The sequence below is a fragment of the Frankia sp. CcI49 genome, from assembly GCF_001983215.1.
Taxonomy (GTDB): domain Bacteria; phylum Actinomycetota; class Actinomycetes; order Frankiales; family Frankiaceae; genus Parafrankia; species Parafrankia irregularis.
Genome location: NZ_MOWP01000004.1, coordinates 488,710 through 510,632 on the forward strand (window position 1 = coordinate 488,710; position 21,923 = coordinate 510,632).

30 protein-coding genes and 1 pseudogene are annotated in these 21,923 nt (G+C 70.5%); 20 read left to right on the top strand and 11 right to left on the bottom strand.

Translation table 11 applies throughout. From position 1 onward, the window contains the following. The first annotated feature begins 23 nt into the window (after positions 1-23). The 6 genes from CcI49_RS02855 to dnaE all read left to right on the top strand — a co-directional run bounded on the left by CcI49_RS02855 (position 24) and on the right by dnaE (position 6,023). Positions 24-536, top strand: a complete 513-nt coding sequence (locus tag CcI49_RS02855) for a single-stranded DNA-binding protein (RefSeq protein ID WP_076823994.1) — start codon at positions 24-26, stop codon at positions 534-536. An 85-nt stretch (positions 537-621) separates the two neighbouring features. Next, positions 622-1,332 (top strand): hypothetical protein, encoded by a 711-nt coding sequence (locus tag CcI49_RS02860; protein WP_131830978.1) that lies wholly within the window; start codon positions 622-624, stop codon positions 1,330-1,332. Beyond that, positions 1,329-1,688, top strand: a complete 360-nt coding sequence (locus tag CcI49_RS02865; RefSeq protein WP_076823998.1) for a hypothetical protein — start codon at positions 1,329-1,331, stop codon at positions 1,686-1,688. Before CcI49_RS02860 ends, CcI49_RS02865 begins: the two co-directional genes overlap by 4 nt. Before the next feature lie 87 nt (positions 1,689-1,775). Further along, entirely contained in the window at positions 1,776-1,931 is a 156-nt protein-coding gene (locus CcI49_RS41910; protein ID WP_158230693.1) for a hypothetical protein, read from the top strand. Between the two features lie 67 nt (positions 1,932-1,998). Next, positions 1,999-2,286, top strand: coding sequence for a hypothetical protein (locus CcI49_RS02870; protein WP_076823999.1), 288 nt, complete (start codon positions 1,999-2,001; stop codon positions 2,284-2,286). A gap of 74 nt (positions 2,287-2,360) precedes the next feature. Further along, positions 2,361-6,023, top strand: a complete 3,663-nt coding sequence (gene dnaE, locus CcI49_RS02875) for a DNA polymerase III subunit alpha (protein ID WP_083749278.1) — start codon at positions 2,361-2,363, stop codon at positions 6,021-6,023. A 3-nt stretch (positions 6,024-6,026) separates the two neighbouring features. Here the strand turns inward: dnaE and CcI49_RS02880 are convergent, their stop codons facing one another. Further along, positions 6,027-6,317 (bottom strand): hypothetical protein, encoded by a 291-nt coding sequence (locus CcI49_RS02880; protein WP_076824003.1) that lies wholly within the window; start codon positions 6,315-6,317, stop codon positions 6,027-6,029. Positions 6,318-6,477: 160 nt separating this feature from the next. Between CcI49_RS02880 and CcI49_RS02885 the strand changes: the two genes are divergently transcribed. Beyond that, positions 6,478-6,771 carry a hypothetical protein gene (locus CcI49_RS02885; protein WP_131830979.1) on the top strand — a complete coding sequence of 98 codons (294 nt, stop codon included), beginning with the start codon at positions 6,478-6,480 and terminating at the stop codon, positions 6,769-6,771. Here CcI49_RS02885 and CcI49_RS40320 read toward each other — a convergent pair. Next, positions 6,764-6,982: a hypothetical protein gene (locus tag CcI49_RS40320; RefSeq protein WP_116437320.1), complete on the bottom strand. Its 219-nt coding sequence runs from the start codon at positions 6,980-6,982 to the stop codon at positions 6,764-6,766. The genes CcI49_RS02885 and CcI49_RS40320 overlap by 8 nt on opposite strands. 129 nt (positions 6,983-7,111) lie before the next feature. On the opposite strand from CcI49_RS40320, the gene CcI49_RS02890 reads away from it, so the two are divergent. Then, positions 7,112-7,675, top strand: a complete 564-nt coding sequence (locus CcI49_RS02890) for a hypothetical protein (RefSeq protein WP_158230694.1) — start codon at positions 7,112-7,114, stop codon at positions 7,673-7,675. 237 nt (positions 7,676-7,912) lie between these two features. Then, positions 7,913-8,263, top strand: coding sequence for a hypothetical protein (locus CcI49_RS43025; protein ID WP_241839864.1), 351 nt, complete (start codon positions 7,913-7,915; stop codon positions 8,261-8,263). Positions 8,264-8,265: 2 nt separating this feature from the next. Here the strand turns inward: CcI49_RS43025 and CcI49_RS02900 are convergent, their stop codons facing one another. Together CcI49_RS02900 and CcI49_RS02905 are read right to left on the bottom strand one after the other, a co-directional pair. Beyond that, a complete protein-coding gene (locus CcI49_RS02900; RefSeq protein ID WP_076824008.1) occupies positions 8,266-8,700 on the bottom strand; it encodes a hypothetical protein in 435 nt (144 codons plus the stop codon). A 219-nt stretch (positions 8,701-8,919) separates the two neighbouring features. Next, a complete protein-coding gene (locus CcI49_RS02905) occupies positions 8,920-9,228 on the bottom strand; it encodes a hypothetical protein (RefSeq protein WP_076824010.1) in 309 nt (102 codons plus the stop codon). A 119-nt stretch (positions 9,229-9,347) separates the two neighbouring features. On the opposite strand from CcI49_RS02905, the gene CcI49_RS02910 reads away from it, so the two are divergent. From CcI49_RS02910 to CcI49_RS02930, 5 genes are all read left to right on the top strand, one after another. Continuing rightward, on the top strand, positions 9,348-9,656 hold the full coding sequence (locus tag CcI49_RS02910; RefSeq protein WP_158230695.1) for a hypothetical protein: 309 nt from the start codon (positions 9,348-9,350) through the stop codon (positions 9,654-9,656). Between the two features lie 99 nt (positions 9,657-9,755). Next, positions 9,756-10,007, top strand: coding sequence for a hypothetical protein (locus CcI49_RS02915; protein ID WP_131830980.1), 252 nt, complete (start codon positions 9,756-9,758; stop codon positions 10,005-10,007). Positions 10,008-10,106: 99 nt separating this feature from the next. Continuing rightward, a complete protein-coding gene (locus CcI49_RS02920) occupies positions 10,107-10,409 on the top strand; it encodes a hypothetical protein (RefSeq protein ID WP_076824015.1) in 303 nt (100 codons plus the stop codon). A gap of 72 nt (positions 10,410-10,481) precedes the next feature. Next, entirely contained in the window at positions 10,482-11,132 is a 651-nt protein-coding gene (locus tag CcI49_RS41385) for a hypothetical protein (protein ID WP_131830981.1), read from the top strand. Positions 11,133-11,170: 38 nt separating this feature from the next. Then, a complete protein-coding gene (locus tag CcI49_RS02930; protein WP_076824018.1) occupies positions 11,171-12,136 on the top strand; it encodes a hypothetical protein in 966 nt (321 codons plus the stop codon). 104 nt (positions 12,137-12,240) lie between these two features. On the opposite strand, the gene CcI49_RS41390 is transcribed toward CcI49_RS02930, so the two are convergent. Beyond that, positions 12,241-13,464 (bottom strand): ATP-binding protein, encoded by a 1,224-nt coding sequence (locus CcI49_RS41390; RefSeq protein WP_131830982.1) that lies wholly within the window; start codon positions 13,462-13,464, stop codon positions 12,241-12,243. Between the two features lie 423 nt (positions 13,465-13,887). After that, positions 13,888-14,310 (bottom strand): annotated as a pseudogene (locus tag CcI49_RS02945) (Clp protease N-terminal domain-containing protein); the annotation flags it as partial. A gap of 407 nt (positions 14,311-14,717) precedes the next feature. On the opposite strand from CcI49_RS02945, the gene CcI49_RS02950 reads away from it, so the two are divergent. Next, positions 14,718-15,773 carry a pentapeptide repeat-containing protein gene (locus CcI49_RS02950; RefSeq protein WP_076824025.1) on the top strand — a complete coding sequence of 352 codons (1,056 nt, stop codon included), beginning with the start codon at positions 14,718-14,720 and terminating at the stop codon, positions 15,771-15,773. A 134-nt stretch (positions 15,774-15,907) separates the two neighbouring features. Here the strand turns inward: CcI49_RS02950 and CcI49_RS02955 are convergent, their stop codons facing one another. From CcI49_RS02955 to CcI49_RS02975, 5 genes are all read right to left on the bottom strand, one after another. Beyond that, on the bottom strand, positions 15,908-16,201 hold the full coding sequence (locus CcI49_RS02955) for a hypothetical protein (RefSeq protein ID WP_076824026.1): 294 nt from the start codon (positions 16,199-16,201) through the stop codon (positions 15,908-15,910). 77 nt (positions 16,202-16,278) lie between these two features. Next, positions 16,279-16,485 (bottom strand): hypothetical protein, encoded by a 207-nt coding sequence (locus CcI49_RS02960; protein WP_076824028.1) that lies wholly within the window; start codon positions 16,483-16,485, stop codon positions 16,279-16,281. Between the two features lie 178 nt (positions 16,486-16,663). Next, entirely contained in the window at positions 16,664-17,977 is a 1,314-nt protein-coding gene (locus tag CcI49_RS02965; protein WP_076824030.1) for a hypothetical protein, read from the bottom strand. Positions 17,978-18,134: 157 nt separating this feature from the next. Continuing rightward, the gene (locus tag CcI49_RS02970; protein WP_076824031.1) at positions 18,135-18,821 is read right to left on the bottom strand and encodes a dihydrofolate reductase family protein; all 687 of its coding nucleotides are present in this window, start codon (positions 18,819-18,821) and stop codon (positions 18,135-18,137) included. Next, positions 18,818-19,585, bottom strand: a complete 768-nt coding sequence (locus tag CcI49_RS02975) for a hypothetical protein (RefSeq protein WP_076824033.1) — start codon at positions 19,583-19,585, stop codon at positions 18,818-18,820. Before CcI49_RS02975 ends, CcI49_RS02970 begins: the two co-directional genes overlap by 4 nt. 224 nt (positions 19,586-19,809) lie before the next feature. On the opposite strand from CcI49_RS02975, the gene CcI49_RS02980 reads away from it, so the two are divergent. The 5 genes from CcI49_RS02980 to CcI49_RS03000 all read left to right on the top strand — a co-directional run bounded on the left by CcI49_RS02980 (position 19,810) and on the right by CcI49_RS03000 (position 21,799). Next, complete coding sequence (locus CcI49_RS02980; protein WP_076824035.1) at positions 19,810-20,064, top strand: helix-turn-helix domain-containing protein; 255 nt, start codon at positions 19,810-19,812, stop codon at positions 20,062-20,064. 127 nt (positions 20,065-20,191) lie between these two features. Next, positions 20,192-20,965 (top strand): Bro-N domain-containing protein, encoded by a 774-nt coding sequence (locus CcI49_RS42430; protein WP_076824037.1) that lies wholly within the window; start codon positions 20,192-20,194, stop codon positions 20,963-20,965. Beyond that, positions 20,962-21,231, top strand: coding sequence for a hypothetical protein (locus CcI49_RS02990; protein ID WP_076824038.1), 270 nt, complete (start codon positions 20,962-20,964; stop codon positions 21,229-21,231). The genes CcI49_RS42430 and CcI49_RS02990 overlap by 4 nt, the downstream gene beginning before the upstream one ends. Beyond that, the gene (locus CcI49_RS02995) at positions 21,228-21,527 is read left to right on the top strand and encodes a hypothetical protein (protein WP_076824040.1); all 300 of its coding nucleotides are present in this window, start codon (positions 21,228-21,230) and stop codon (positions 21,525-21,527) included. Before CcI49_RS02990 ends, CcI49_RS02995 begins: the two co-directional genes overlap by 4 nt. Next, a complete protein-coding gene (locus CcI49_RS03000; protein ID WP_076824042.1) occupies positions 21,524-21,799 on the top strand; it encodes a hypothetical protein in 276 nt (91 codons plus the stop codon). The genes CcI49_RS02995 and CcI49_RS03000 overlap by 4 nt, the downstream gene beginning before the upstream one ends. The last annotated feature ends 124 nt before the right edge of the window (positions 21,800-21,923 follow it).

Below are 21,923 nucleotides of genomic sequence, written 5' to 3' on the forward strand. Positions count from 1 at the left end.
CACCGCCACCGAAGGAGATCCACATGGCCGGAGAAGTTTCGATCACCGTCACCGGGAACTTGACCAGTGACCCCGAGCTCAAATTCACCCCGAACGGCGCCGCGGTTGCCRGCTTCACCGTCGCGTCCACCCCGCGCACCTTCGACAAGGGCAGCAACGAGTGGAAGGACGGCCAAGCCCTCTTCCTGCGCTGCTCGCTGTGGCGCCAGCCCGCCGAGAACCTCGCGGCGTCCAACCTCGTCAAGGGCTCGCGGGTCATCGTCACCGGCCGGCTCAAGCAGCGCAACTTCGAGGACCGCGAGGGCCAGAAGCGCACTGTCATCGAGCTGGATGTCGAGGAGATCGGCCCGTCGCTGCGGTATGCCACCGCGCAGGTCACCAGGACCGAGCGCGGCCAGGGCAACCAGAACGGCGGCGGCCGGCAGCAGGCGCAGCGGCAGCCCCGCGGCCCGCGGTCGGACGGCAGCGCCGGCACCTCGGATGACCCGTGGTCGATGCCCGCGGGCGGCTACGACAGCGACGAGCCGCCCTTCTGATCCATCCGCCCTCCGAGGTGCGCGGATCGACCGGTTCGCGCACCTCGGCCCGCCCCCACTGCTCCAGCCAGGAAGCGAGGCCGCCATGGCCCAACCCAAGAAGCCAGCGCCCACCACGCCGCCAGTTACCAGTGTCGACCTCGCGAACCTGAGCAGCCTCGTGGGCGAGTACGTGCACATCAGCCGGCCCCCGACGCCGCTGGAGGCGGAGGCATACGGCGGCGGCTTCGAGAACATGGGCGGCAGCGGCCTCGTTGTCGCGGTCCACCCTGAGCAGACCATCCAGCAGAGCCACGGGGGCAAGACCGAGAGCCTCACCGGGCGGCAGGTCGACTTCGACTACGGCATGGGCACATTCGCCACCGCCGACGCCACAGTCCAGGTGGACCACGCCGCCGCGATCTCCGAGTTCGTGGTGCGCGCGGCCCGCGCCGGCCAGGCCGTCGAGGACGTGCTCGCGCGGGCGCTGGCGGACGCCAGCCGGCACCACGGGCTGCCCGTAGGCACCCTGATGCCGGACGTGCGGGGGATAACTCTGCTGCTCCGCGACCTCGACGCCGCAGTCGAGTTCCGAATCGGCGACAGCCGCGCCCATTGGATCGAGGGCCAGCCACCGCCGTCGGTCGAGGTGAAGCCGGCAGGCGGAGGCGAGTGGACGATTGGGCGCGGGCGGACGCTGTACGGCCGCACGAGCGGGTGGGTACGCGACCCGGAGCCCACCGACGACTTCTACTGGGAACGCGATGAGGCACTGAGCGTCGCGCGCCAGCTCCTGGCCGGCGAGGTGGGGCGATGACGGACGCTCGCGCCTCGCTGGACGAGCTGGCCGCTCTCTCGACGGGAGGGGGCGGCATCCGGGAGGACTACAAGCCGACCCACTACTTCCCCCACGGCCTGTGGCTGCCTGGCATCGCCATCACCGACGGCCAGTCCGAATGGGGAGCCCTGGGGCTCGGCCGCAGCCCCGAGGAGGCCGCGCAGCGACTCCATGGTGAGTTGACCAACCTGCCCGAGGGGCAGTGGGTCCAGGCCACGCAGTTCGACCAGGGCCGCAACGGCCCGCAGCGCAGCGACTGGCCGACTCGGCGCGTGGCCCGGGACGGCGAGCGCTGGATGTACGCCGACGAGGAAGCCGACAGCCGTGATCAGTGAGAAGCGCCTGAGCGTCCTGCGCGCGGCCGACGAGGGCCGCCTGCTGTACCGCCCGGACCCGGAGGCCTGGGCGGTCAACGGCGGAACGTGTCCACCTCCGCGCGGGCGGCCACCCGGGCCGGTCTGCTGGCCGAGCCGCCGTCGTTCTTCGGCCGCGTGGACCTGACCGACGCGGGACGGGCGGAGCTGCCAGACGACGGCGACGAGGACGAGGGCGAGGCCCACGGCGCTGCGGGTCACTGACCGCAGGCCCGATCTTTCACATCCGACCCCCGAACGGCGCACAGGCGCCGAGAACAGGAGAAGCACCATGAGCGACTACCGGCGGCACCTCGAAGTGTTTCAGTCCGAGCCGTTCGAGCGCTCGGATGGCGTTTCATCGTTGGGCGATGGCGGCGAGATCTACGCCCGGCGAGGCTTCCACGACGACGAGCGCGACGACCTCGGGCTGGTGACCGTCTCCTTCGCCGGCCACGGCTTCTCCTTCGAGAGCCCGGAGGCCATCGAGAAGTACCGCGATTKGGTGAACACCAATCTGGACGCGGCCTCCGCCGCCGCGTTCGGTGCCGAGACCCCCGACCTCGACAGCGGCGCCTGACCGCACACCGACTCGCCTCCGCCCATCCAGGTGCCCTCCGCGCCCGGGTGGGCAGGGCGGGCGAGGAGGACCTCATGCAGACCCCCACCAGGGACGCCGGCCAGTTCGTCCACCTGCACGTCCACACCGACCACTCCATGCTCGACGGCGCCGCCCGCATCAAGGATCTGGTCGCCGAGGCCGCCCGGCTCGGCATGCCGGCGGTCGGTATGACCGACCACGGCACCATGTCCGGCGCCTACGACCTGCACCGCGCGGCCACGAAAGCGGGGATCACGCCGGTCATCGGGATCGAGGCGTACGTGGCCCCGGCCGGCCGCGAGCACAAGGCCCCGGTGTTCTGGGGTGGGGCGCACCAGCGCTCCACCGACCAGTACGGCGAGGGCGGCGACGTCTCCGGCGCCGGCGCCTACACGCACATGACCATGCTGGCCTGCGACGCCGAGGGTCTGCGGAACCTATTCCGGCTGTCCTCGACGGCCTGGACCGAGGGCTACTACCGCAAGCCGCGCATGGACGCAGAGGTGATCGCCGCGCACGCGGGCGGGATCATCGCGACCACCGGCTGCCCGTCGGKGGAGGTGCAGACCCGGCTACGGCTCGGCCAGACCGCCGAGGCCCTGCGCGCGGCCGAGACGTACCTGGAGATCTTCGGTCGGGAGCACTACTTCCTGGAGTTGATGGACCACGGCTTGGCGATCGAGCGCAGCGTGCGGGACGGCCTGCTCGACATCGGCCGCCGGCTCGGGYTGCGCCCGCTGGCCACCAACGACAGCCACTACGTCACACGGGACCAGGCCGGGGCCCATGACGCGCTACTGTGCGTGCAGTCCGGCAGCAAGCTGGCCGACGCCAAGCGGTTCCGGTTCGACGGCAACGGCTACTACCTCAAGAGCGCCAGCGAGATGCGGGCGCTGTGGGACGACCAGGTTCCTGGAGCCACCGACAGCACGCTGCTCGTCGCGGAGATGATCGGCGACTACGGCGAGGTGTTCGCCCACCGGGACCTGATGCCGGCGGTGCCGCTGCCGGCCGGGGCCACCCCGGAGTCCCACCTGCGCGCGGAGGTGGCCGCCGGACTCGCCCGGCGCTACCCCGGCGGCGTGCCGGCCGACCGGGGCGAGCGTGCCGCCTACGAGCTGGACGTGATCTGCGGCCGGTCGCTGGAGACGTACATGCTGCTGGTCGCGGACATCACCCGGGAGGCCCGCGAGCGCGGCATCCGGGTGAACGCCCGTGGGAGCGCGGTCGGGTCGATCGTGGCCTACGCCCTGGGGATCACCGGCATGGACCCGATCACCTACAAGCTGCTGTTCGAGCGGTTCATCAACCCCGAACGGCCCTCGATGCCCGACATCGACCTGGACGTGGACGAGCACCGGCGCGGCGAGCTGATCGCCTACGTCGCCGACCGCTACGGCCACGACCGGGTCGCGCAGATCATCACCTTCGGCACCATCAAGGCCAAGGCGGCCGTGCGTGACGCCGCCCGCGTGCTGGGGTTCCCATTTGCGGTGGGGGACAGGATCACGAAGGCCCTGCCTCCCGCGGTGATGGGCAAGGATGTGCCGCTCGATGCCGTCGACGACCCGAAGCACCCCCGATACGGCGAGGCCGCCGCATTGCGGACGATGCGTGAGGCGGACTCGACGGTCGGCCAGGTGCTGGACACCGCCGCCGGGCTGGAAGGGCTGATCCGCCAGGCCGGCGTGCACGCCGCCGGGGTGATTGTGTCCCGCGAGCCCCTGGTGGACGTTCTGCCGGTGTGGCGCCGCGACGATGGTGCGACGGTCACCGGGTTCGACTACCCGACCTGCGAGGCCATGGGCCTGCTCAAGATTGACTTCCTGGGCCTGCGCAACCTCGCGATCATCGAGGCCGCGCTCGCCCACATCCGGCGCACCCGCGGCGAGGACATCGCCCTGGACGAGGTGCCGCTGGACGATCCGGCGACCTTCGCGCTGCTGTCCCGCGGCGAGACGCTCGGGGTGTTCCAGCTCGACGGCGGGCCGATGCGGGCGCTGCTGCGTGCGATGGAGCCCAGCGAGTTCGAGCACATCTCCGCGGTACTCGCGCTGTACCGGCCCGGCCCGATGGGTGCCGGCGCCCACACCGACTACGCCGAGCGGAAGAACGGCCGGCAGGAGATCCGCCCGATCCATCCGGAACTGGCAGAGGCGCTCGCGGACGTCCTCGACGACACCTACGGGCTGATCGTCTACCAGGAGCAGGTCATGGCCATCGCGCAGAAGGTCGCCGGCTACTCCCTCGGCAAGGCCGACCTGCTGCGCCGCGCGATGGGCAAGAAGAAGAAGGAGGTACTCGACGCCGAGTTCGAGCCGTTCTCCGCGGGCATGCGGGAGCGCGGCTACTCCGACGAGGCGATCGGCACGCTGTGGGACATCCTGGTGCCGTTCTCGGACTACGCCTTCAACCGGGCCCACACCGCCGGCTACGGGATGGTGTCGTACTGGACGGCGTACCTGAAGGCCAACTATCCGGCCGAGTACATGGCCGCGGTGTTGACCTCGGTGGGGGACAACAAGGACCGGATGGCGGTCTACCTGGCGGAGTGCCGGCGGATGGGGGTGAAGGTGCTACCGCCGGACGTCAACACCTCCGAGCTGGACTTCACCCCGGCCGCCGGGACCGTGCGCTTCGGCCTCGGCGCCGTGCGCGGCATCGGATCGGGCGTAGTGGAGGCGATCGTGGTCRCCCGGAACGCGCGCGGGCCGTTCGGTTCGTTCGCGGACTTCCTGGACAAGGCCGGGGCGACAGCCTGCACGAAGCGTGCGGTGTCCTCACTGGTCCAGGCTGGGGCGTTCGACTCGCTCGGGCATCACCGCCGCCCGCTGTTCGGCGCTCACGAGGCGGTGATCGCCGCGGCCGTGCCCGCGAAGCGGTACGAGGACGCCGGACACCTCGACCTGTTCGCGGAGACCGCCGCCGAGCTCGGCGAGGACGCGCCGGCGCGTCCGGGGGAGAGCGTCGACCTGACCGGTCCGGAGTGGCCGACCGCGGAGTTGCTGGCCCGCGAGCGGGAGATGCTTGGGCTTTACGTCTCGGGCCACCCGCTGCACGGCGCGCAGGAGCTGCTGGAGCGACACAGCACGGTGGCGCTGGCAGACCTGGAGGAGTCCACCCGGGACGGGCAGGAGGTGCACATCGCCGGGCTGATCTCGGCGGTAGAGCGCAAGGTGAGCAAGTCCTCGGGCAACCCGTGGGCGCCAGTCACGCTGGAGGACCTCGGCGGGATCGCGGAGGTGCTGTTCTTCTCGCGGACCTACCAGGAGTGCGCACACCAGCTCGCCGTCGACGCGGTGGTCTCGATTCGCGGGCGGGTCAGCGTGCGGGATGGGGCGGTCAGCGTGGTGGCCGACGCCCTCACCGTGCTCGACCCCGGAGCGACCACCGACGACGGGCCGGTCGGGCTCGCGCTGGAGGCGGACGCCGTCACCGACGAGCTGGTGGAGAAGCTGCGGGTGGCGCTGGAGGCCCACCCGGGGCACCGGCCGGTGCGAGTGCGCGTGCTCGGGGAGGCCGGGCGCTGGACGCTGACGGAGCTAGGCCCGCGGGTGGCCGCCACCCGCGGGCTGCGCGCGGAGTTGGAGCGGGTGCTGGGTGCGGACGCGGTGGCGCATTGGCCGGTCAATCCGCCAGCGCTCACCACGCGGACGGTGCCCCGGTGGAACGGACAGGCCCGCCGCGGGTACAGGCCGAGGCGGCCGGCGGCGTAGACCTCACCGGTCCGGCGGGTCGCTCCAGCCGGGCCGGTTGCGATCCAGCCACCCCTCCACATCCGCGCGCAGCCACAAGCGGATCTGCGGGTCCGCCGCGCTCGGGTGCGCCACCACGGGGTCGGGGAACCCCTTGGAGTTGGCCACCTCGACGGYGTAGGAGCGGGCCACCCGCTCGCCGCGGCGGAAGTCCCGGCGGGCCTGGCCCAACAGGTCGCGGAGCTGGTCGATGCCGACCAGGTCACGCAGGTCTGACCTGTGTATCCACTCCTTGTCCCTGCCGGACTCAGCCACGCACCCGGACGCTAGAACCGGAGGGGCGTACCGGCTGGCCGTGGTGTACGGCCGTACGGTAATCGGCTACCGTGAGCGGTCCACTACACATGGCGCGGCCCCGCCCGGTGTGTCACCACCGAGACGGGGCCGAGTGCGAACGGTCAGGAGAGGACCGCCCGTGCCATCAAAATCATCTCACCCCTTCCCTGCCGTCGCCGCGATGTGCACCGGCCAGCCGCCCGAGCCTCGGTACGAGAAGCCGGCGCCGTACGTGGTGGAGGAGGATGACCATGGCGCCACCGTGCGGATCAGGTCCGGCGCCGCCGGGGCGGACGTGCTGCTCGGGCTCCTCAGTGCGCTGGCAGGTCGGCCACCCATGCGGCTGTACCAGGTGGCGCCGGAGCGCGGGGGTTTCATGATCCGGCTGGTGCGGGATGTGCCGGACGACCTCGGCCCAGGTGGCCCTATCTGAGCTCGTGGCCGATCTGCTCGGGCAGATCGTCCACTCGGCCGGCCAGTGCCACGGTCGCGCAGGCCTGCGCGTAGGCCAGCAGTCCGGCCTGGTCGAGCTTGTTCGGGTCCACCTTGGCGATGGCGTCGGTGGCCGCCTGTAGGTAGGCGGTGCCGTCCACCAGGAGGCGCCTGTGATCGAGGATGGGGCGCGGGGGGCGTCGCACGGTCACCTATCCATCATGACCCCAGTGCGTTACGTGGGGGACGCACTGTCGGCAATCGGGTGCACCACGCGCTCCAACTCGCACCGGTCGTTCCGCCCCTCTCGTCACACCGGGACCGACTGTCGGTGTGGCGAGATGGGGCGAGGCGGTGCGGGCGATACCGTGCCGGGCATGCCGCCGATCTTCGCCGTCGACGCCGAGACCAACGGGCTCTACGGCCTGGTATGGGCGATCGGGGCCGTGGTGCTCGAGCCCGAGTCCGGCACGGTCACCGCCACGTTCCGCGGGCAGCTCTCGCCTGGCGAGGTCACCGACGACTGGACCCGCGAGCACGTGGTTCCGGTGGTGAACCTGCCGCGCTACCCGTCCCGGGCCGAGCTGCTGGAGGCGTTCTGGGGCTTCTGGGAGGGCTACCGGGGCGAGGAGCGCGCCTCGGCGGTGGCCGACGTGAAGATGCCCGTGGAGTCCGGGCTGTTCCGGGCCTGCGTCGAGCGAGCTCCGGCGAAGCGCTGGAACCGAGGGCCCTACCCGCTGCACGAGCTGGCCAGCGCGCTGTGGATGGCGGGATTCGACCCGGACATCGACCGGCGGGCCTTCTGCGGCCGGGCGGACCTCACCCCGCACGACCCGGTGGACGACGCGCTGCTGGCGGCGTTGTGCTGGGCACGCCTCGACCGCATGCGCCCGGTGACTGTGTGAGGCCGAAGTGCGGGTAACCGTCGCGATCCCCACGCACCCGCCTCGCCTGCGCTCGGGCCTGCTCGACCGTGCCGTGCGCTCGGCGTGGTGCCAGACGGTCACGCCGGCGGCGGTCAGCGTGGCGGTGGACCTGGACCGGGCCGGCGCGTGGGCGACCCGGGCACGGGCGGTGGAAGCCGTGCGCACGGAGTGGACGGCGTTCCTGGACTCCGACGACGAGCTGCTGCCGCAGCACCTATGGAGCTCGGCGCCTGCGCGGCCGACACCGGCGCGGACTACGTGTACTCCTGGCCGCGGACGGTGGGCGGTACCAACCCGCACGAGCACTGGTTCGGCGTGCCCTGGAAGAACGCCGAACCCCACGACACCACGATCACCGTGCTAGTACGTACCGAGCTGGCCCGCGAGGTGGGGTTCAGCGCGCCGCACGGGGGCGAGGATCTGCGGTTCACCCTCGGGTGCGTGGCGGCCGGCGCCCGCATCGTGCACCTGCCGGAGCGGACGTGGATCTGGCACCACCACGCGGGGAACACCTCGGGGCGGCCGGACCGCTGGGGCGCCGGCGACGCGCACGCGGTGGCCGGCTGACCTCAGTCGCCCTGATCCTCGTCGCGCCGGGCTCGGCGCTCCTCGCGCTCCGTTGCCAGGCGTTCCAGGCCCGCGCGATACCGGTCAAGCACATCTGGTTCGGCCGGCAGCTTCTCTCCGCGACGGTGTGCGCCCAGCACGCCCCGACCTTCGAACACGATGTCCCAGAGCACGGTGTGGGGCTCCCCGGGCATATGTGCGTAGTCGGAGTGGTACAGGATCTCGATCACGAACGCCAGCCGCCGGCGCACCTCGGCGTCGTCGAGGTCGAGGATGTGCCGTCGCGCTCCCGCGATGATCGGCCCCATTCGCTCCTCGTAGTCGCGGTCTCTCCCGAGCAGGCTGTCTTCCGCCAGGACATCAGCCCGGTCGAGCAGATCGAGGATCTCGCCCGCAGCGGCCTCGGCTCGGTCCCGGATAACCGCGCGGCGGGCCATCCGGGCCTGGAGCAGGGTTGCGGCCAGGCCGCCAGCGGTCGACAGGGCGCCACCGAGAAGGACGCCGAGCAGCGTGCCGAGAATGACAGCTCACCTCCGTGTACAGACAGATCGCCACCAATGGTGCCTGCTCGGCGTGACCACCCCGTCCATGCACGACGAGACCCCCGGGCCGCGGGTGCGGCACCGGGGGCGGTGGGCGAGGACGGGCGAACGCGGTCAGGACTCGGCAGCGGCGGGGGCGTAGACGGTGACCGTGTCGCCGTAGAGGCGAGCCGGGCGAGGGGAGCCCTTCACAGGCACCTCCACGTAGGCGTCCTCGTCGGGACGGCCGGAGAAGGTGTGGAACACGGCGTCGCCAGCGACGACGGCCACGGCGCCGTAGTCGCCAGGCTCCGGGCTGACGATCACATCGCCCTTACCCAGGACGCCTGGACCGACGAGGGAGAACGCGAGGTCGGTCGCCTCGCTGGTGTCGATCGCCGCGGCGAGGCGACGGGCCGCGGATGGGATGAAGTCACTGGGCATCGCGGACTCCTTGCGATCTGTGTTCGTCTGTCTACAAGGTCGACACTACATCACTGTTGTTTAGATCAAGGCGCCCCGCGGGGATCGCTACAAGATCTTTACGCTGGTGGTGTTGTAGCTTGGTGCTCATGGAGGAGGCCAACGGCTTCGAGGTGGCCTACGCCGCGCTGGACCCGGACCGCTGGAAGCGCGCCCAGGCCGACGCCATCRCTCTGGTCACCCGGAGGCACTACCTGGACCTGAAAGCCGCCGGCGTCCAGCAGCCACAGGTGACCGTGGCCGAGGCGCGCGAGGTCAGCCAGCAGAACGTCTCCCGCGCGGTGACGCGTGGCCGGGAGGCTGCCCACGACCCGGAGCGGTACGCCGCAGCCTTCGCGCTGGCGCGGGCGGCGGGGGTGGACCTGGAGCTGCTCTACGGCCGGGAGTAGGGCAAAGCCGCCCGGGACGGGACGGTCGTTCGACTGGAGTGCTGCGGGACGGCAAGGCGAGCGGGATGCGCGGCACGGTGACCGGCGAGGATGCCGGCCATGTCACCGCACATCGTGCCGCCCCAGAAGTCCGAAGCGCCGGGCGACATCGCCCGGCGCGCCGTCGTCGCCCTCGACGCCGGGCGAACCCAGGAGGGGGCGGCGCTGGCCATGGCGGCACTCACGCTCCAGTTGTCTGAGTCGGGCTACACGCTGCGCGGCCTGGCCGGCATGTTGGACGAGACCAGGCCTGTCCACGAAGGGCTCACCAAGGCGCTGCGGGACTTCCCCCGGGAGTTCCCGCGCCGATGAGCGTGCCGGGGTATGTCGGCGCGAAGGTGCGCGGCCCGCAGGTGATCAGGGCACGGTCGGTCAACACCGGGCGGCCTCGCGGCGACCTATCGTGAGCGCGTGCGCCGGGCCGCCAGCGGCCGGTGGGGGCACGGCCCGGCGCACGCTCTCGGCACGTATGTGCAGGTCAGTGGTGCCAGCGTGACGCGGATGTCGAACGTCTGTGCGATGCTGGTGGGCGTGTGGCTGATCATCGACGGCGAGCGGTACGAGCTTTCCGGGGCCTACGTCGACGCCGAGGCCGAGCGGAAGCGGATCGAGCAAGCGATCTTCCGCTGCGAGGTCGAGCAGATCCACCTCGCCGACGGGCGCCGCGCCCTCGTGAACTGGCGGTCGGTCCGATTCGTCTCCGTCGAGGAGTAGCGCGGCGGAGGCACGCGCGCTTGCGCTCCAGCAGAGCGCAAAGGCCGCCACGGTCTGTGATTGGGTAGAGCCATGGGGGAAAGTGAAAATTCATGGTGGCTCGGCGAAGTCCGGCCCGAATGGGGCGGTCACACGTGGCGCGCCCTCGAAACCGCTGGCAGGTCCGCGCTGGTCGCCGAGGCGCGAGTCTGGGCTGACGCGCCTGACGGGTGCTTCTATATCCACGCCACCTCGCTCGATGCCGCGTATGCGTTCGCCGTGGCTGTAGCCGACCGGGCTACCACACAGCTGCTGGCCGGACAGACGTCGGCGGCCTCGCCCTTGGTAGTCGGCCTGCTCGATGAGCTGTCAGTCCCCGAAGATCCCGATCCCGACCTCACCGAGCGGATCCGTCGCGAGCACGGATCCTGGACTTCGGTGGACACTCGCTTCGGCTACCTCAGTCAATACGCTGAGCGCCTGGAGAAAGCGCCCCTGGCACTGCTGCGACTGCCGTTCGCCAGCAGTGAGGAGATCAATCACGTACTTGACAGGGTGGCCGATCATCGCTCGAGCCACTTGCTGCCCACACTCGTCGCAGGGAATGTTCCTCCTCACCAGTTCACTCCAGTCTTCGGCCCCAGGATCGGTTGGCGACTGGGATTCGCTGAAGTCGACGGTCGTCCGATCGGAAGAACCGAAGCAACCGCAGCAGTGCTGGATCTCGATCGCCCGCCGTCGTGACAGGTCCCTGTCGATGACCCGCGGGTACACCCAGCAATGTGGCAGCGATTCGGCTCCCACCTCCRCTGGCACTGGCCCGGCCGACCGACACTCTCGTCCCACCCAGCGCCCGGGGTCGCGCACTGCTGTACGAGCCGAAGTGGGACGGGTTCCGCGCGGTCGTCCATGAGGGTCGGATCTGGTCGCGGCACCAGCGTGAGCTGACCCGCTACTTCCCGGACCTGTCCGCGGCGCTCGCCGGCGTGCTGCCGGACGGACTCGTGGTCGACGGCGAGGCGGTCTGYTGGGGCCAGGCGGCCGGGCGGCTCGACTTCGCGAGCCTCTCGCGCCGGCTCACCGCGGGCCGCGGGCTCGCGCGATGGGTGACCGAGTACCCGGCTCAGTTCGTCGCCTTCGACCTGCTGGCCGACCGCGACGCGGATCTCAGGCCGCTCCCGTTGGCTGCTCGGCGCGAGGTCCTCGTGGCGGCGCTCGCCGGGGTCGGTCCGCCGGTCACGCTCTGCCCGCAGACGGGGGACCTGGCCGAGGCCTGGGGCTGGATGGACGACTACCTCCCCGCCGGGCTGGAGGGTCTGGTCATCAAGCGGCCCGACCAGCCGTACGTCGCCGAGCGGATCTGGTGGAAGTATCGCGTCCGCTGGCCGGTCGACCTCGTGATCCTCGGTGTCACCGGGGCGACGAGCTCGCCGAGCGCGCTGCTGCTCGGTGCCGTCGTGCCCGACCGCGGACTGGTGCCCGTCGGGGCGAGCGTCCGGCTCACCCGGGCGGCGGCCCGCGAGGTCGGGCGTGCGATTGTCCCGGCCGGTCAGAGGCGTCTGCGCCGGCTCGCCACGTTCCCGGGCTCCAGCGATCCGGTGCTGGTCCAGCCGGTGGCGCCGGTCGTGGCCGAGTTTCTGGTCGACGTCGCGATCGAGGGCGGCCGGCTGCGGCACCCGGCGCGCTTCAGCCGGCTGCGCCTGGATCTGGACCCGGGTGCAATGGAGCTGGCAAGCCGGCGGACGTGACCCTCCCGGGCTGCCGGTGCAGACGATGACGGGTACCCCGCTGTTGGGTCATGAGTCGGTCCGCTGACGTCTGACGCGGCCGGATATCGGGCGCTGCTCTGTCGCTACGAAACGGCGAGGCGGTCTCCGAGCCCCACGGAGCGCAGGAGCGGACCCCAGAGCCTGTCCATTGCCGTTGTCAAATCGCCGTCCATCTCGGGAACAGTGATTCGGGCGGTGCGTTGATAGTCGGAGGCATTGTAGGTGGTGACGGAATCCCAGCGAAAAAAGTCGGCGCTGGTTGGAGTCGGTACGACACCGTTCAAGCGGTCTAGACGGACTCCAACATCGAGCTGGCCATGTTGGCCCGACTTCTGGCGGATCTGATCGAACATGCCAACGATATAGACGGTTGCAGAAACGGCGAAATGCCAGTCGAGGACGCGCCTGTTTCGATCTTTATCGATAATTCCGTTGATTGTGAATTTGAGTGCGCCGGATTCGTCGAGGTGCAGGAATCCTCTGCGGCCGGAGGTTGCTTCGGCCCCTGTGATCGCCACGCCTCGTGGCTGGCGCCCCTGACTGGTACCCCCGCCCAGGTACTCCAACGGCGAGAACGTGCCTCCGTAGAGGCAGGTGGCGAGCGCCGAACTGCGTGAACCTTGGGTCTGCACGTAGGCCGCAGCCGCCGTGTCGGCTTCTCGCTGCCACCGCCACCAGTCGTTCTTCGCGTAGACGCCGGCCATGACGCTGGCGTCTCGGAACGGCGCAGGCTCGGCGACGATAATAAGCCTTCCGGACGAATCTGGAGGGTAAGTCTTGCCTGTTTCATTGCTGGTAGCTTCGAGGGAATTCTCGATATGGACCGACTCAAGCGTGCGATTCTGGTGAAGGCGAACGACCTCGGCATCCGACAAGTGACGGATGCCGCGTTCACCTCGTCCGAAATAGCGATTATCGACCATAATCGGCGCGAACGGATGGGCGGGGACCTCTACGACGAGGAGGCCAGTCATATCATTCGCCGGATCGACCAGGGGAGTGATTCTGATTTCCACTGGGGGATCACAGCGGTGCAGAGCGGCCGAGTCGATTCGCTCGGCGAGCCCGGCGAGTTCGACCGGCACAACTCTGACGCCGCGGCCGAGGTTATCCTCGTCGACGCCCACGATGAGTACGCCTCCATCGAGAGCGAGGGCAGCGAGGTGCTCAGCCATCTTGCGCTTAGCGGCGTCGGTCTGCTCGTAGGTCAGCTTTAGCTCAATGTAGTGGTTCTCGGTGACCCGCCGGGCATCGACATCCGAGACGGCACTGGCGTAGGTGGTCGGCGTCCACACGGGTCTATCCATGACCCGTGATCCTCCCAGGCGCTTGGTTACGCACGCCCCACCGGGGTCCCGGCAGACGCACGCCAGTTTGCAGTCAGCAACCAGACCAGGGCGTGGGTGCGTGTGCACGGTGTCGGGCGGCGGGTACATCGCCCGCCGGACTGGAGGGTCTGTTGTGGCCAGGGTTGGGAGCTGACCAGTTGACCGCGTATTCTGCGCTCTTGTCTTGCCACGGGCGCGGCCTGGACAGCGGCGGCCTGTTCAGGTGGGCGGTGGCTCGCTGTCGGGATCGATGCCGTGTGCGCGCAGCAGGGCGCGCAGGCGTTGGACCTCGCTCTGCAGCGTGTCGTTCTCGTCCGCTCGCGACTGGGGGACGGGTCGTCTGCGTTCGATGGTTTCGATGGCTGCGAGATCGTCCCCAGAGGCTGGTCCGGCTGCGGCTGCCAGGCGCGAGACCTCCTCGCGGGTCCGGGTGAGATCCGCGCCGATTTCCGCCAGGACACGGCCGGCGAGGCCATCATTCGCACTGATCAGGCCGAGCAGGATGTGCTCCGGGCCGACAACGTCGTGGCCGAGCCGCTGGGACTCGTGCAGGGAATGCTCCAACGCGGTCTTGGCGCCCTTGGTGAACGGGATGTGGCCGTGGGGCGGTTGATCGCCTGTCCCAATGGAGTCTTCGACCCGGCTGCGGATCGCGTCGCCGGAGGCGCCCAGGGCGGCCAGCGCCTTGATTGCCAGGCTCTCGCCTTCGCGGATCAGGGCGAGCAGGATGTGCTCGGTGCCGATGTGAGGATGGGGCAGCCGTACTGCCTCTTCATGGGCTAGCACGACGACCCGCCGGGCCCGTCCGGTAAACAGCTCGAACATGCGCTCCTCTTCCGCCCCGCGCTCGACTCGGTAGCACAGCGTTGACCGGCGGCGACTGCATCAGGGTATTGGTGTGGTTCGGCGGCRTCTCCGCCGATTATGGGCTGTCCTGCCCGTCTGGTACTGCGGTGCTCGCCGCCGTATCGTGGAAGGCTCTGTGCCCAACTAGGGCATGACGGTCGGGGATCCGGGTTCAGCGGGCGGTGCGGTTCGGCAGGCCGGTGATGCTGCGGGCTGCCTCGATGTCCTGACCTGGTCATCAAACGCGCCGATCAGCCGTATCTGGCCGAGCGGATCTGGTGGAAGTACGCCTGGAACTGGACCCAGGCGCCGTGAGGGCCGCGGACCGGCTGGCGCAGTAGCACCCGGAGCGTGACTGGCGAGCGCGGAGGCGTACAAACCTGCCTATGGCGGATCTCGGGGGAGGGCGTCGACGGAGTAGTCGGCGATGGTTGTGGATCGTCGCTGGGATCGCCGCAGTGGGCGCAGTAGCTGCGGTCGTCGGGATCTGGCATCTTCCGGACCGTATGTACCCGCCGGGCACTGACGGCGGGGCGGAAGCGCGGGCTGCGTTGCAAGGCGGCCTGCTGACCGCCGCCGCCGCCCTCACCGCGGTGGCTGGCGCCCTGATCGCACTCGACGAGACGCGGCAGGCCAACGCTGAAGTACGCCGCGCGAACGAGAACACCCATGTTCGGGAGCTGTACGCCACCGCGATCAGCCAGATCGGCTCGGACACGATCGACGTGCGCCTGGGCGGGATTTATGCGCTGGAGCGGATCGCGGTGGATTCTCCGGACGATCAGCGCACGGTGGTTGAGGTGCTCTCGGCGTTCATCCGGGAGCACACCCGTCTGTCTTCCACCGGGACCCCTGAAGCCGAYCGGCGTCCTACTACGGACGTTCAGGCGGCACTCACAGTGCTCGGACGCCTTCCTGCTCGCGATGGCGTCCCACGCGCTGATCTGAATGGGGCAAACCTCACCCGCGCCGTTCTAGCTGAGGCGGATCTCACCGGTGCCTGGCTGCTCGGAGCAGATCTCACGCACGCCGATCTACTCAGGGCGAACCTGACCGAGGCCGTGTTGGTCGAGGCGAACCTCGCTCACGCCCGGGGGGATACAACGAACCTCACCCGTGCCTGGATGTCTAAGGCGAATCTGACCGGCGCCATGATGACGCAATCGAACTTCTCCAATGCCCAGTTGTTCAACACCAATTTCACTGGCGCCTGGCTGTTCTTGGCTAATTTCACCGATGCCCACATGTCCCGTGGCTCGATGAGGGCGAACTTCACCGATGCATCGCTGCTCGCGGCGCGAGGGTTGACGGCCGACCAGGTAGCGGTGGCGATAGGAAGCGCGGGGACGTTCTTGCCGGAAGAAGTGGAACGCCCGGAATCATGGCCGTCGTATGACCTATCGGTAGATCCATGGCGCGACCACAATCGACCAACTAGCTGATCCGCCGTTTCAGGTACGAGCCCAGCCAGTACCGCCTCGGCCCGCGGCGACTGCTCCCCGCCGGCCAGCCCCGCCCGCGCCTGCTCGACGTAAGCTGCCGAGGCATCCAGATCGATCGCGGCGCGAACCTCGTTCTAGTCGCGGAAGATGTCGTGCGAGCCGACTCGCGCCCAGATCACGTGCGGGTCGGTGCCGCGGCCGGGCTGCGGCGGGCCATAGGACCACAGGGCGCGGCCGTCGGCCGCCCAGCTCATCTCCCACATGCCCGGCCTGCTCTTGTACGACTTCACGCGCAGGGACGGGTGAAACCGTCCCTCGGCCAGCCCCTGGACGAACTGCTTCCGGGCGCGATCGAACGCGGCACGCTGCTCCGGGCGGAGCCGCCGGTAGTCGGCGAGGAAGCGGGGGGCCGCCTCGAAGGTGGGCATGGCGTCACGCTAGGTGGCAATGCTCCGAAACGGTGCGAAGCGTGCCAAGAGGTAACGCCAGGACTACGTACAGGCCCTCAGCTTGCCCGGGGGGTGGCGTGCGGATCGGCCACCAGCTCGGCCAGCAGCGCGTCGAGGGCGCCTTCGGACGGACAGATCACCGACCGGCCTGCCTCGACATCGGCCATCGCCTCGTCGAAGGCGCGCTCCGCCCCCGGCTCGGGTTCGTCGACCCATTCGTGCGGGTCGGGCACGGAGTACGGAAGGTCCGCGGGATGCGTCATCGGCCTCACCGCTCCTCACGTCGTCCTGTGCCCCGGGCATCCGGGCGGTTGGTGCAAGGGTAACCGCGAGACCACCCAGGCACCCCCCGAAGTGGCCACGCGGTGGGGAGAGAGGCCACATCCGGTGGTCAAGTGGGACACGCCCGTGGCCAGCAGTGGCACGAGGGGCCCCGGCGTGTCACGCCACCAGTGCGGCCAGCACCGCGGCGGCCCGCGGCGACTGCACCCCTCCTGTCAGCCCCAGCCGTGYCTGCTCGACGTACGTACGGGATGCGTCGAGCTCGCCGGCTGCGGCGTGGGCCTCCGCGAGATACGCCTGCGTCAGCACCACGTCCCGCGGGTACTCGCCGAGGCCGGGAAGCTGCGCCGTCAGGATCTCCACCGCCCGGTGCGGCTCGCCCACCATCGTCAGCGCCCGGCCGTTCTCGAGCACCATAGGGAACTCCGCGCCCTCGGCCAGCCAGTACGCCCACGGCGGGCCGTCGCCAGCGCGGGCGCTGTCCAGGATTGCGGTGCCCCGAGCGAGGGTGGACCGGAAGCCGGCAGCGTCCCCGGCCGCCGCGCGGGTGCGTGCCTCCAGGCCGGTCACGATCGCCCGGACGGTGGGCGCGGCCGAGTCCCGCAGGCCGACCTGCGCGGACTCGAAGATGGTCACCGCCTCGCGGTGCTGGCCGGCGAGCGAGGCGTTCAGCCCGAGCAAGGCCAGCACGTACGCGCCGTGCTCGCGGTCGCCGAGTGCTGTGGAGGCGTGCAGCGCGGCCACCAGGTAGCGCTGGGCCAGGGCGTGCTGGCCGGCGTCCACCGCGGACCAGCCGGTCAGCTCCGCGAGCTCGGCCACGATGCGGTACATCGCCGGCCGGCGGGCCTCCGGCGTGGAGCGCAGAGCCTCGATCGCCCAGTGGGTCTCCCGCGCGGACCAGGGGAGTACCGACTGCCCGCCCTCGGTGTCATCCAGGCGGCGCAGCGTTTCGATCAGCGCGCGGAAGGCGTCCAGGCGGGAGGGCGCGCCGATCGTCGCCTCGGCCAGTGGGACGGCGCCCGCCACCCCGGAGACCAGCCACAGGTGGGCGTGCTGGGTCAGTGACGGGCCGCGCAGCAGGGTGAAGCGCCGGGTGTCGGTCGCCCCGCGTGATCCGAGCTCGCGCAGCACCGTCTCGGCGCCGGCCGCGTCGTAGCTCGCGTCGATCCCGTCGTCGGCGGGCACGGTCTGGTCCTGGCGCTGGGCGCCCAGCAGGCCGAGGTCGGCCGCGCGCAGGGTCTCGCCGACGCGCTCGGACAGCGCGTCGGCGATGTAGCCGGGCAGCGGCGGGTGCGGGGCGACACCCTTCAGCCACTTCCACGGGGTCTTCGGGTGCACCGTGTGCTCGCGGTGCCCGTCGACCTCCAGTCGGGCGTTGACCGCAGCGGCGAGGCGCTCGGGAGTCCAGCCGGCGCGCTGGAGCGCCGCGTCCAGGTGGGTGTTGGTCACGGCGGACCGCCTTCGCTGGGTCATCGGCCATTCCTTCCTACGACGGTAGATCCCTGGCGACGCCGCGTGCACCGGTGCGCACTATCGGCACCAAGCGGCACCCGCGCCGACGGGTACAGGCCGGCGCGATCCGCGCTTTCCTGGACCCGTGGGACGTCTGGACTGCGTGAGCGCTGCGCTACTACCCGGCGAGGTAGCGCAGCAGAACGACGTCACCGATCGGCCGCGCCTCGGCCAGCGTCAGGCAGTGGTCAGGGTTCCAGGGGAACTGCCCGTCGCCTACGAACTTCGGCGCGCGGCTGTCGCCCACGAAGAACGGGGCCACCGCCAGGTGCAGCTCGTCCACCAGGTCGGCGGTGAGGAACTGGGTCAGCACGCTGGTGCCGCCCTCGACCATCAGTCGCCGGACGCCGCGGTCGGACAGGTTGGCCAGTACGGCGGGCAGGTCGAGCGTGGGGCCGGCGTCCACCACGGTTGCAACGGCGGCCACCCCCTCCGCCACTGTGACCTCCAGGGCCGGCGTCGGGCAGTACACCAGCCGCTCGGTGCCATCCGCGGTCGCGGTGAAGAAGCTGGCCGCTGGGTCGAGCCGGCCGCTGCGGGTGAGCGTGACCTTGGCGGGGGAGGGCGTGAGGCCGGCGGCCACGCGGACGTCCCGGCGAGCCTGGGACCGCACCAACAGGCGCGGGTTGTCCCGCCGGATCGTCTCGGCTCCCACCAGGATCGCGTCGCAGCTCGCCCTGACCTCGTCTACCCGGTCGAAGTCCTCGTCGTTGGACAGCAGCAGTCGCTCGGGACCGGCACTGTCGATGTAGCCGTCCAGCGACATCGCGCAGCTCACCAGCACGTAGGGGTGGGTAGCGGTCATGAGGGCTGGCCGCCGTGAAGGGGCTGGGCCGGCAGCAGTTCGTCGACCAGGCGGGCGTACTCCGCCGGGCCGGCGGAGGACAACGCAGCGAAGCGCTCGTCGCCTATCCAGGCTCGTCGCACCGGGTCGTCCAGCATGGCGACGAACGCCGCCGAGGCGGCGCCGCCACTGGTGGCCATCGGGAGAATCTTCTTGCCCAACGAGCTGGCGATGCGCACCTCCTCCTCGGTGCCCTGGCCGCCGCCGACCACCAGCACGTACTCGGAGCCCTTGACCACATTGGGGTGACCGAACACGCCAGTGACCGAGCCCAGTTCGGGCGGGCGGTGGTGGTCGGCCACGTACGTCAGGGCCTCGATGCCGACCCCGGCCGGGCCGTGGGTGACACGCAGGCGCCGCCGGGTCAGCAGCTCGCCGAGTGCCCGGACGGTCGCCGTGACCACCTCGTCGTCCGTGGTGCTGGAGCGGCTACCGATGATCGACACGGTGGGCTCGATGGCGACCTCGGGGGCGAACCACCCAGTTACCACGTAGTTGACGCCCTTGGCCATCTGGGACACCCGCCCAGCAGTCAGACCGAGCGCGCGTGCGATCTCCTCCTGCGTCAGCCCGGCCTCGCGCGCCTCGAGGATCGCCAGGCGGCGCAGCCGGGCCGCCTCGGTGATGAATCCCTGCTGCTCGTCGATCACCCGCAGCAGGAACCGGGTGCGCTCGACCGGGTCCTCGATGGAGGAGGCGGTAGAGCGCAGTGTTGCTAGATCCATGTCTGCCCCTGTCCGTCGATCCGACACGCAGGCAAGTTTAGCCCCCCTATTGATCGGGTGCGGAACGTGAGGATATAGTCCCCCTAAACCTCCGGGAAATCCGGGGCTGGACGAGAGGAAGAGGCCGACCCCCGAGACCCCCGAACGCAAGCGGCCCTGGCTGGCGCGCCAACGCCAACCAGGGCCAGTGAGACAACCCCCAACCGCCAGGAAGAAGGAAGCTCGTGCTCCATTCTGCCGTCCGGCTGGCAGACCAGCCAGCCGCCCCGGCTCGGCTACTGCGTCGGCCAACCCTGATCGCGACCGGCCTGGCCTCCAGGCTGCTCGGCGTCAGCGACAAGACCGCGGTGAAGATGGCCGAGGACAACGGCCTGACCGTCGTCCGTACCGGCGGGGGACACCGCCGGTACCACCTCGACGAGATCGAGGCACTCGCCCAGCGTGGCTCGGCTCCCGTCGCCCGTGCGAGCGCGGCATGATCGCCGCCTTCACTCGCGTCGCGCGGGGCTTGGCCGCCGCGCTCTGCTGCTTGATCTGCGGCAGCATCAGCCACGAGGCAGAGAAGTGCCCGCACCGCTGGGACTTCCACCGCGCGGGTGGTGCCGCGTGACGACCGCCAGCGGTGGCGCTGTCGCCACCTTCAAGTTCGAGGGCGCCGAGATTCGGACCCTCCTGCTCGACGATGTGCCGTGGTGGGTCGCGTCCGATGTCTGCGCGGTGCTCGACATCCGCAACTCCCGCGACGCGATCTCGTCGCTCGATGACGACGAGAAGGGGGTCGGTACTGTCGACACCCCTGGTGGCCCCCAGCAGATGTCGACCATCAACGAGCCAGGCCTCTACTCGCTGATCCTCCGAAGCCGCAAGACGGAGGCGAAGGCGTTCAAGCGCTGGGTCACGCACGAGGTCCTGCCGACGCTGCGCCGCACCGGTCGCTACGAGGCCCAGGCCGCGCTCGACACGGACGGGGCGATGAAGGAGCTGGGGCTCCTGGACCTGGCTCGCTCGCTCGGTGGCCTCACCCCTGCGGAGACGCGCCACCTCAGCCGGCAGGTCATGGCCAGGGCCGGAAAGGTCGCCGAGGATCCCGAGCCGGAGACGCCGGAGCAGGCCACGCTGCTGTGGATTCACCGGCGCTACACCCCCGGCCAGGAGGTCTCCCTCAAGGAGATGCACCGCGGGCTGGACGGCCGGTCCTGGGCCCGCAGGGTCGCAGGCCTGGAGCCGGTGGTGGTGCAGCTCGTCGCCGACGGGCACCTGCGTCAGGTGCCGCCGCCGGCGCCGAAGCGGGGACGCCCGGCGTCCCCACGGTTCGAGGTGCTGACCAGGTCAGACCGTCCGATCCTCACCGTGGTGAGTGGCCAGGGGGTCGCGTCGTGAACCCGCTGGACGCGCCCGCGCTCGGCGACAGCGCCCTGGACGCGATGGCTCGTGCCGTGGCAGGCACCACCCGCGCGGCCGGACGCCCCTACTACTCCGACCCGGCGTGGCTGGGTGACGAGGCCGCCCTGCGCCGTGAGGCCGAGGTGGGCGACCCGGCTCTCTACCACTTCACCGACCAGGCACTCGCCGAGGTCGTCGCCCTCGACTTCGAGAACCACTCCGCCGGCGCGGCCGGCGACCTGACCCTCCTGGAGGCGTCGTGACCAGCCCCACCACCCGGACCGGCTTCGACGACCCGTTTGACGGCGAGGACGCCAAGGCAGTACTGGCCGCAGCCGCCGAGGCGGTCGACCCGCTCGCAGAGCGGATGGTCCCGGCCCGGCTCCTGGAGGAGCTGTGCGAGGACCTCACCCGGATGATCGAGTCCGAGCAGGACGCGCGGCGCGACCCCGACGCCGACGAGACCGACCGCGACCGGGCCGGGATGGCGGCCTTCGCCCTGGAAGGGGCGCGAGAGCTGGTCAACCGCCAGCTCGGGAAGGTCTTCGGGCTGTCATGAACGCCCGCGCCCTCCCCGCCGCCGGGGCCCCGTGGATCACCAGCGGACCCTTCGCGGCCGGGCACGGTCCCGCGCGGGGCACCCTGGCCCGGTACGACCTCGGTGACGGGGAGGGTCTCGACGTCGAGGTGCTCGGCCTGGCCGGTGACGGCGAGACCGACCTCAACGGCGTCGAGGCGCCGGACGAGACCAGCACCGGCGAGGCGCACTACTGGCTGCGCGGGGAGGGCTTCGGGGCCTTCCTGGGCGCGGCCTCCGAGCTGACCTACTGACCACCGGCGACGCGGGCAACCGCGTCGCTAGCCACCCTGAACTGGCCCTACGCACGCCCGCAGAGGTCTCTGGCTATCTCGGTACACCGTGGGACGCGCCCCAGCTGATGTTGTCAGCAGAGAG